Consider the following 9957-nt stretch of genomic DNA (forward strand, 5'->3'; position numbering starts at 1 on the left):
GGCGTTTAGCCTCCCAGCTTGCTCTTGTCTCGGACCGCACCTTTGTCGGCGCTGGTAGCCAGGCTGGCGTAAGCGCGCAGCGCAAAAGAAACCTGACGGTTACGGTTTTTCGGCGTCCAGGCAGCCTCACCGCGCGCCAGCTCCTGCTCGCGGCGTTGGGCCAATTCGTCGTCGCTCACTTCCAGCGCAATGCCGCGTTTGGGAATGTCGATAGCAATCATGTCACCGTCCTGCACCAGACCGATGGTGCCGCCATTGGCTGCTTCCGGTGATGCGTGACCGATGGACAAACCGGACGTGCCGCCAGAGAAACGGCCGTCGGTGATCAGCGCACAGGCTTTGCCCAACCCCATCGATTTCAGGAAGCTGGTCGGATAGAGCATTTCCTGCATACCGGGGCCGCCTTTCGGGCCTTCGTAGCGAATCACCACCACATCGCCCGCCACCACTTTACCGCCCAGGATCGCTTCTACCGCGTCATCCTGCGATTCGTACACTTTGGCCGGACCACGGAACACCAGACTGCCTTCATCTACACCAGCAGTTTTCACAATACAGCCGTCTTCAGCCAGATTGCCGTACAGCACCGCCAGACCGCCATCCTGACTGTAAGCATGTTCGCGAGAGCGGATGCACCCTTCCTGACGGTCGGTATCCAGCGAATCCCAGCGGCAGTCCTGCGAGAACGCCTGCGTGGTGCGAATACCCGCCGGACCGGCGGCATACATTTTTTTGACGTCATCGTCATCGGTGACCATCACATCGTAAGCGTGCAGCGTCTGCGTCAGGTCTTTACCCAACACATTGCGCACATCGCGGTTCAGCAGCCCGGCGCGATCCAGCTCGCCCAGAATACCGATAACACCACCGGCGCGGTGCACGTCTTCCATATGGTATTTCTGGGTGCTCGGTGCCACCTTGCACAGCTGCGGCACCTTGCGCGACAGCCGATCGATGTCGTCCATAGTGAAATCCACTTCCGCTTCCTGCGCCGACGCCAGCAGATGCAGTACGGTGTTGGTGGAGCCGCCCATGGCGATGTCCAACGTCATGGCGTTTTCAAACGCCGCCTTGGTGGCGATATTGCGCGGCAACGCACTGGCATCATCCTGCTCGTAGTAACGCTTGGTCAGTTCAACGATGCGTTTACCCGCGTTGAGGAACAGCTGTTTACGGTCAGCATGAGTCGCCAGCAGAGAGCCGTTACCCGGCTGAGACAGACCCAACGCCTCGGTCAGGCAGTTCATCGAGTTGGCGGTGAACATACCTGAACAGGAACCGCAGGTCGGACAGGCGGAGCGCTCAATCTGATCGCTATCGGCGTCGCTGACGTTGGGGTTGGCACCCTGGATCATGGCGTCCACCAGATCCAGCTTGATCAACTGGTTGGAGAGTTTGGTTTTCCCGGCTTCCATCGGGCCGCCGGAAACGAAGATCACCGGAATGTTCAGGCGCAGCGAGGCCATCAGCATCCCTGGCGTGATCTTGTCACAGTTGGAGATACACACCATCGCATCCGCGCAGTGGGCGTTGACCATGTACTCCACCGAGTCGGCGATCAGCTCGCGTGAAGGCAGCGAGTAGAGCATACCACCGTGCCCCATCGCGATGCCGTCATCCACCGCGATGGTATTGAATTCTTTGGCGACGCCACCGGCAGCTTCAATCTGCTCGGCGACCAGTTTGCCCAGATCGCGCAGGTGAACGTGTCCGGGTACGAATTGCGTGAACGAGTTCACCACGGCGATGATGGGCTTGCCGAAATCGGCGTCGGTCATCCCGGTGGCGCGCCACAGGGCTCGCGCTCCAGCCATGTTACGACCATGCGTGGTGGTGGCTGAACGGTACTTAGGCATACTCTGATTACTCCAGTTTAAACGGGTAGCCAGTGGCGGTGAGCGCCACCGGAAAAAGTCTTTCTTTGATTGATTAACGGTTTACCGGGTCCAGCCAGCTCCACTTGTCTTCCGTTTCACCGGTGAACAGGCCGAAAAACGCCTGTTGTAGCTGCTTGGTGACCGGGCCACACTTACCGATACCGACCTGAATGCCATCCACGCTGCGAACCGGGGTGATTTCCGCCGCCGTGCCGGACATGAACACTTCATCCGCCAGATACAGAGATTCACGCGACAGCACCTGCTCGCGTACCTCAAAACCTTTGTCTTTCGCCAGCTTGATGATGGCGTCACGGGTGATGCCCGGCAGCGCAGCAGAAGTGAACGGTGGGGTGAAAATCACACCGTCTTTTACTTCAAACAGGTTTTCGCCCGCACCTTCGGATACATAACCGTTTACATCCAGCGCGATCCCTTCCTGATAGCCATGACGGCGCGCTTCACTGCCCACCAACAGGGAAGACAGGTAATTGCCGCCCGCTTTGGCTGCTGTCGGAATGGTATTGGCCGCTACGCGGTTCCAGGATGACACCATCGCGTCGATCCCCTGGTCTAGCGCTTCTTCGCCCAGATAAGCACCCCACGGGAACGCCGCGATAATCACATCGGTGTTGTAGCCAGCCGGTGGGTTAACCCCCATGCCGACATCGCCAACGAAGACCAGTGGGCGAATATACGCGCTCGTCAGGTTGTTTCGGCGCAGTGTTTCGCGGCAGGCTTCCATCAGTTCTTCAACGCTGTAGGAGAGCGGCATACGGTAAATCTTGGCTGAATCATGCAGGCGCTGCATGTGTTCACGATGACGGAACACCACCGGCCCTTTGTGGGAACTATAACACCGCACACCTTCAAACACCGACGTGCCGTAATGCAGCGCATGGGACATCACGTGAACTTTGGCGTCCGCCCAGGGAACCATTTCGCCGTTGAACCAGATATAGTCTGCTTTTTTCGTCATTGTTGATTTTCCTTACCAATGCCTTCAGGCACGTATTTGTTGTGATGTGAGCGGCTGGATCTCCACACAGGCAATGTCCAGCAGTTTGCTTAATTGGGTTGACAATAAATCCACCGGTCGGTGGCTGGCAACGGTCATATCGATCTGTACCTGATCGCCATTGATTTCCTGCGTCATATTCATGGCGCATACCTGGAAACCGCGGTGACGGGTCACGCGCAATACGCGCTCCAGGACTTCCGGACGATAGCGGGCCTGAATGGAAAGCTGATGATGTGTCATGGGAAAATCTCCTGCCATTATTCTGTTTTATCCAGCATCGTTTCATTACCGGCACCCGGTGGCACCAGCGGCCAGACATTCTCATTCTCGTCGATGGAAACATGCAGCAGGTAAGGACCTTCGCTATTCAGCAGCGCATCCAGGGCGGAATCAATCTGGTCTTTATGGGTGATTTGCTGGCCGGGAATGCCAAAGGCGCTGGCCAGCATCAGGAAATCGGGGTTATCGGAGAGGTTGGTTTCACTGTAACGTTCGTCGAAAAACAGTTGTTGCCATTGTCGTACCATGCCCAGTCGCTGATTATCCAGCAGCACGATTTTCAGCGGCAGACGTTTTCGCTTGATGGTGCCAAGCTCCTGCACATTCATCATGAAAGAGCCGTCACCAGAAATACAGATGACGGTATCCTCAGGGCGCGCCACCTGAGCACCGACCGCCGCCGGTACACCGAATCCCATAGTGCCAAGGCCGCTTGAGGTGATGAAATTTTCCGGGCGGGTGAAATGCATATGCTGGGCGGCCCACATCTGATGCTGCCCAACATCGGTGGTGATAACCGTTTCAGCAGGCATACGGTCCGCCAGGGTGCGGAGCAGCGCTGGAGCATAAATAGCCTCCCCCGGATGGTCATAGCGCCACTCGTATTCAGCCCTCATCATTGCCGCCTGCTGACGCCAGTCAGCGATGTCCAGCGGTTGTTGCAACGCGGGCAGCAACTGATTCAGATCACCGCACAGCGCCACATGTGCCTGCCGCAATTTATTCAACTCTGCGGGGTCGATATCCATGTGGATCACACTGGCGTGCGGTGCAAATGCACTCAGCTTACCCGTCACGCGATCATCAAATCGCGCACCGACGGCAATCAGCAAGTCGCACTCCTGCACCAGCAGGTTAGCAGCACGGGTGCCGTGCATACCGATCATACCGAGGTAGTAGGGATAGTCTTTTTCCACTGCACCCAACCCTTTCAGGGTCGCCACAGCAGGAATGTGGGATGTTTCGATGAATGCACGCAGCGCTGGGACTGCCTGTGCCATCCCTACACCGCCCCCCACATACAACACCGGTTTTTGTGCCTTCGCCAGCATCGCCCGTGCTTCTGCGACCTGTTGGGTCGAGAAGGGCATAACGTCATCCACCGGCATGAAACACGGGGAGAAATCCCCCTCCGCCAATTGAATATCCTTAGGAATATCAATCAGCACCGGACCGGGACGCCCACTTCGTGCTACAGCAAAAGCTTCGGCCATGATCTCCGGCAGCGACGCGATGGAGTCAACCAGAAAACTGTGTTTGGTGCAGGCCAGTGAGAGGCCGAGTACATCGATCTCCTGAAAGGCATCAGTGCCAATCAGTGATGAACCGACCTGGCCGGTAATCGCCACAATGGGTACGGAGTCCAGTAACGCATCCGCCAAACCGGTAATCAGATTGGTTGCACCGGGGCCAGACGTCGCAATACAAACCCCAACGTTGCCGGTGGCACGGGCATAACCGATAGCGGCCATAGCCGCTCCCTGCTCATGGCGACAGAGCAGGTGTTCCACGCCGCCGTCGTACAATGCATCATAGACCGGCATAATCGCGCCCCCAGGATAACCAAATACGGTTTCCACTCCCTGCGCCCGCAACACTTGTACCACCCACTGCGCACCATTCATAGTTATTTCCCCGACTCTATCTGGGGAAAACAGGATTTTATGCTAATCGGCATTATCTGCTCCCTTGTTGCAATTATCGGCCCATAAAAAAACCCCCGACCTTTCGGTGCGGGGGTTTTCTTGAATTCGGCCTTGATTTCTAAGCCATTCTTCGTCCAAGTGCTGCCCCGCACGGTGGGATAATAATCACCACCACGCTAATCACGACTAGGCTAATCACCAGGTTGAAGGCTTTCATTTCAGGTTGTTCATTAATCTACTGTCGAACGAATACCTACAGAGTTATCACAGCAAGCCACGCCATGACAACTCTTTTTTTCCGCAACCATCGGGTTAACTCACCGAGAAGCATTACAAAATAGCTTATTATTCATACATTAACCCACCACATGTGACATCGTGCTTTTTGCCGTCCACTTTCGTTCAGAAAACGCCGCCAGCACGGCAATCATGATCGCCACCACTCCAGCGACCGTCGCCATCGCGAGTGCATAGTTATGATTGTGAGCTTCAGCAATGCCCGCCTGTAACGTGGCATTCACCGACGCAATCAGGTTGCCGAGCTGGTAGACAAAACCGGGGAGCACCGCCCGTGTATTGCTCGGCACCAGCTCATTCAGGAAGGTCGGAATCACCCCCCAGGCTCCTTGCACCATGAACTGCATCAAAAATGCCCCTAATCCCAGAGCCCAGGGGCCATGCGAGAACGCCCACAACGGGATCACCGGCAATGCGAGCAACGCAGCGACCATAATTGCTTTCTTCCGGCCAATGCGTTCCGACAGCGTACCGAAGAAAATGCCGCCGATGATAGAAGCAATATTGTAGCTGATAGCGATCATACTGACGGTTTTCGCATCAAAACCATGCTGAATCTTTAGAAATGCCGGATACAGATCTTGCGTGCCATGGCTAAAGAAATTGAACGATGCCATCAGCACCACCAGATAAAGACAAAGTTTCCAGTGCGTCTTTAACACCGGCAATAACGCTGTACTTTCCTTACGCACCCGAGCAGCACGCCATACCGGTGATTCTTCTACACAAAAATAAATAAACGGCAGCAGCAAAATAGGAACCGCACCAATGATAAACATGCCACGCCAGCCGATCTGATCAAACAACAAGCCATAAACCACCGCCGCCAGCAAGTAACCAAACGGATAACCAGCCTGAAAAATACCAGACATCAACCCACGGGAACGATCTGGAATGGTTTCCATCGCCAGCGAGGACGCCACCCCCCAAATTCCCCCCATCGCTACGCCATACAGCACCCTCAACAGCAGGAATACCGTAATACTCGGTGCGGCAGCAGATAACAGTTCAAATACTGAGAACAGCACAATATTCAGCATCAGAATCGGCTTGCGGCCGAACTTCTCCGCCAGCCGTCCTAACAGCAGCGCACCGATAGGGCGCACAGCCAGTGTCAACAGAATGGCCAGCGTCACCTGTTCCATGCTGACAGAAAAAGCATGGGCAAGTTCGCTAAGCAGAAAAACCAGTATGAAGAAATCAAATGCATCCAGCGCCCAGCTCAAAAAGCTGGCAATCGCTGCATTACGTTGCAGGGTAGTCCAACCAAACATAATTTTTATCCTGATAGTGAAACAGCTTCATGTCATTAACAGGCTGAACGGCAAACCACGCCGCAGTCGATGAGGCGATGTGAAAATCGCAGATGATATTTTAAATATTTGTTAAATACGCCACTCATGACCATCGGGCAATGCTGTGCTCGACATGAATCTGTTGCGAATACGGCCACCTTGTAACTTTTTATTAACAATGACAGGAAGCACGCACACAATTTTATGAACCACGCCTGAAATAGCAGATTGTTTTATGGCAACACCTCGCAAAGTGGCCATCACCTCGATGTCACTTTGCGACCGGAACGGCATGATGCTCGTCTCACAAGGAGGAACGAGCAATGACACTGGCTGTGACCTACACACGAGCCACCATCGGTATGCAGGCACCGGAAGTTTCGATTGAAGTGCATATCAGTAATGGCCTGCCTGCACTGACACTGGTCGGCTTACCGGAAACCACGGTCAAGGAGGCACGAGATCGGGTGCGCAGTGCGCTAATCAATTGCGGCTTCACCTTTCCCGCCAAGCGGATTACCGTCAATCTGGCACCTGCGGACCTACCGAAAGAAGGGGGGCGATATGATCTCCCTATCGCGCTGGCCATTCTGGCCGCCTCAGAGCAGATTGCTGGCGAGAAACTTGCTCAATATGAGTTCCTCGGCGAGCTAGGGCTGTCAGGCAGCCTGAGAGGCGTTCATGGCGCTATTCCGGCGGCGATGGCGTCGCAAAAAGCAGGTAGGGGGCTGATTCTGCCTGAGGACAACAAAATGGAAATTACGCTGGTTCCGCATGGCGATACGTTGCTGGCTAATCACCTGTTGCAGGTCTGCGCCTTTCTGCAAGGCGAAACACCGCTGCTGCGTGGCAACGATATTACGCCAGAAGCGTCGCCCCATACGCCGATAGCAGACCTGAAGGACATCATCGGCCAGGAGCAAGCCAAACGCGCACTGGAAATCGCAGCGGCGGGAGGACATAACCTGCTGTTACTCGGTCCGCCGGGCACCGGGAAAACCATGCTAGCCAGCCGTCTCCCTGGGCTGCTTCCACCGCTTGATGATGAGGAGGCACTAGAAAGTGCGGCCATCAACAGCCTGATTGACATTCAGCCTAGCCTGTCTCAATGGCGTAACCGGCCTTTTCGTTCTCCTCACCATACCGCATCCATTACTGCACTGGTCGGTGGCGGCGTACTACCCAAACCTGGCGAAATCTCGCTGGCGCATAACGGCGTATTGTTTTTGGATGAATTGCCGGAATTTGAACGACGGGTACTGGACTCACTGCGAGAACCGTTGGAATCAGGCGAAATAGTAATATCCCGAACTCGCGCCAAAGTCTGTTATCCTGCACGTTTCCAGTTGGTGGCTGCCATGAACCCCAGCCCGTCAGGTCACTATCAGGGTATCCACAATCGCATACCTGCACAGCAAATTCTGCGTTACCTCAACCGACTCTCGGGCCCATTTCTGGATCGCTTTGACTTATCCATTGAAGTGCCATTGTTACCCCCCGGAATTCTTCGCCAGCAAACACGCATTGGCGAAGACAGTGCAACCGTGCGGGAACGAGTATTTGAAGCCAGAAAGCGGCAACTAGCCCGCGTCGGTAGAATCAACGCTCACATGAAATCGGACGACATCGCCTGTTACTGTCGATTGAAAAACGAAGATGCAGCCTATCTGGAAGAGGTGATGAGCAAATTAGGGCTGTCGGTCAGAGCCTGGCATCGAATACTAAAAGTCTCGCGTACCATTGCCGATCTGGCAGGGGAAGACCAGATTCGTCGCACTCATTTGTCAGAGGCGCTCAGTTATCGCTGTATGGATCGCTTGCTGATTCAGTTACACAAGAATCTGGCATGAACTCAAGCCAGCATCCGCTAGTCAGCGGTAAACATAAAAATGGGGCCGTAGCCCCATTCGGATTAATCATCGCTTTCCGTATACTCTTCCACGGTGTCCATTTGCGGCTTGCCGCCAGACAACGTATGGAAGCGTTTAGGACGACGAATACGACTAACGTACTTCGCCCAGATTTTTTCCAACTCGGTCTGTGCTGCGCGCTCACCGCGACATACAGCAACAAACTGAATCTCTTCCTCTGTCACCGGATGACGTTTGCCCGAATCAAGTTCGTTAAATGCCTGTCCATGACGCTCCAGCAGTTGAGCTTCTTTAATCGTAAAGTCACCATGCCGGGAAAAACCACGTGGATAGAATTTGTTATCAAAAAAACGACTGGTTGTTGAGAAGCTTTCCGCCATCTTACACGCTCCTAATTCTCATATGGTCGTGCCGTTTATGGCGCGGAGTATTAGATAGGCTTGACTTCCTGTAAAACAAAACATTTAAATCATGACGACAAAAATTTTTGGAGGAAAGCATGGATACCGACTTACTGAAAACCTTTCTGGAAGTCAGCCGAACAAGACACTTCGGCCGGGCGGCCGAATCCTTGTATCTGACACAGTCAGCGGTGAGCTTTCGTATCAGGCAACTTGAAAATCAACTGGGTGCCAACTTATTCACCCGACACCGTAATAATATTCGCCTGACACCTGCCGGAGAACGCCTGCTGCCTTACGCAGAAAACCTGATTGGCACCTGGCAAATCGCCAAAAAAGAGGTCGCTCGCTCCCAACAGCACAGCCAACTGTCTATAGGCGCTACAGCTTCGCTCTGGGAAGCATTCCTGACGCCCTGGCTAAATGAACTCTATCAGCAGCGCCCGCTATTGCAGTTAGAGGCAAGAATCGCGCTGCGACAAACACTGATTAAGCAACTCCATGAACGCCAGCTAGATTTACTGATCACCACCGAATCGCCGAAGATGGATGAACTTTCTTGCCAGTTATTGGGTAATTTCTCTTTGTCTTTATTTGCTACGGATGCGACATCAACAGAGGAGCGCCCCTATATTAGACTGGAATGGGGGGCTGATTTTCATCAATATGAAAATCACTGGCTGCCCGGAGATCAAGTACCGTCGCTCACAACTTCTTCCGCACACCTGACACGACAATTGATGTCAACCATCGGTGGTTGTGCGTTTCTCCCCAGTGACTGGTCACAGAACTATCCAGAACTGCATCCAATCCCAGAGGCTAATATCGTGGTTCGCCCCTGCTATGCAGTCTGGCTTGAAAACAGCGATCAACAGGAGCTGATTAAGCAATTACTGAAAACTCCGCTGAATATAGCCTCTTAAACCATTGCCAATGGCTATACGATCTGCCTGAAAGTCCTACGGACTTTCGGAAGATCGATAGCTCACATAACCCATGGTATTACTCTTCGCAAGTATACTTACCCCAGTTAAGCTTCAGTAATGACATACCCAGCGACCTAAGTCAGGAATGCATCATTGACATGCTCATAAGAAGGGAAGTTCGAAATGAAACGATGGACGAAAAAAAACCCTTCACGCTAGCGTGAAGGGCTATTTTTGGTTTGGCAGGGGCGGAGAGGCTCGAACTCCCAACACCCGGTTTTGGAGACCGGTGCTCTACCAATTGAACTACGCCCCTAAATAGGGTGGCGGTGCGGACGGGACTC

The 9957-nt window shown here is 53.8% G+C and carries 9 protein-coding genes and 1 tRNA gene; 2 read left to right on the forward strand and 8 right to left on the reverse strand.

Annotated features, from left to right (window positions below):
• Positions 1-5: 5 nt before the first annotated feature.
• The 6 genes from ilvD to OB87_RS11025 all read right to left on the reverse strand — a co-directional run bounded on the left by ilvD (position 6) and on the right by OB87_RS11025 (position 6394).
• Positions 6-1856: a dihydroxy-acid dehydratase gene (ilvD, locus tag OB87_RS11005; protein ID WP_033569489.1), complete on the reverse strand. Its 1851-nt coding sequence runs from the start codon at positions 1854-1856 to the stop codon at positions 6-8.
• A 73-nt stretch (positions 1857-1929) separates the two neighbouring features.
• Positions 1930-2856 (reverse strand): branched-chain-amino-acid transaminase, encoded by a 927-nt coding sequence (ilvE, locus tag OB87_RS11010; RefSeq protein ID WP_033569490.1) that lies wholly within the window; start codon positions 2854-2856, stop codon positions 1930-1932.
• A gap of 24 nt (positions 2857-2880) precedes the next feature.
• Positions 2881-3138: an acetolactate synthase 2 small subunit gene (ilvM, locus tag OB87_RS11015; RefSeq protein WP_033569491.1), complete on the reverse strand. Its 258-nt coding sequence runs from the start codon at positions 3136-3138 to the stop codon at positions 2881-2883.
• Between the two features lie 17 nt (positions 3139-3155).
• On the reverse strand, positions 3156-4802 hold the full coding sequence (gene ilvG, locus OB87_RS11020; protein WP_033569492.1) for an acetolactate synthase 2 catalytic subunit: 1647 nt from the start codon (positions 4800-4802) through the stop codon (positions 3156-3158).
• A gap of 139 nt (positions 4803-4941) precedes the next feature.
• Positions 4942-5040, reverse strand: a complete 99-nt coding sequence (gene ilvL / locus OB87_RS19855) for an ilv operon leader peptide (RefSeq protein ID WP_071526243.1) — start codon at positions 5038-5040, stop codon at positions 4942-4944.
• A 139-nt stretch (positions 5041-5179) separates the two neighbouring features.
• Positions 5180-6394: an MFS transporter gene (locus OB87_RS11025; RefSeq protein ID WP_033569493.1), complete on the reverse strand. Its 1215-nt coding sequence runs from the start codon at positions 6392-6394 to the stop codon at positions 5180-5182.
• Between the two features lie 344 nt (positions 6395-6738).
• On the opposite strand from OB87_RS11025, the gene OB87_RS11030 reads away from it, so the two are divergent.
• Positions 6739-8265 (forward strand): YifB family Mg chelatase-like AAA ATPase, encoded by a 1527-nt coding sequence (locus OB87_RS11030; protein WP_033569494.1) that lies wholly within the window; start codon positions 6739-6741, stop codon positions 8263-8265.
• Positions 8266-8327: 62 nt separating this feature from the next.
• Here OB87_RS11030 and OB87_RS11035 read toward each other — a convergent pair whose 3' ends face one another.
• A complete protein-coding gene (locus OB87_RS11035; RefSeq protein WP_033569495.1) occupies positions 8328-8666 on the reverse strand; it encodes a DUF413 domain-containing protein in 339 nt (112 codons plus the stop codon).
• Positions 8667-8785: 119 nt separating this feature from the next.
• Between OB87_RS11035 and hdfR the strand changes: the two genes are divergently transcribed.
• Positions 8786-9610, forward strand: coding sequence for an HTH-type transcriptional regulator HdfR (gene hdfR / locus OB87_RS11040; protein ID WP_033569496.1), 825 nt, complete (start codon positions 8786-8788; stop codon positions 9608-9610).
• Positions 9611-9853: 243 nt separating this feature from the next.
• Here the strand turns inward: hdfR and OB87_RS11045 are convergent.
• A tRNA-Trp gene (locus tag OB87_RS11045) sits at positions 9854-9929 on the reverse strand.
• Positions 9930-9957: the final 28 nt, after the last annotated feature.

It is taken from the genome of Dickeya undicola, assembly GCF_000784735.1.
Taxonomy (GTDB): Bacteria; Pseudomonadota; Gammaproteobacteria; order Enterobacterales; family Enterobacteriaceae; genus Dickeya; species Dickeya undicola.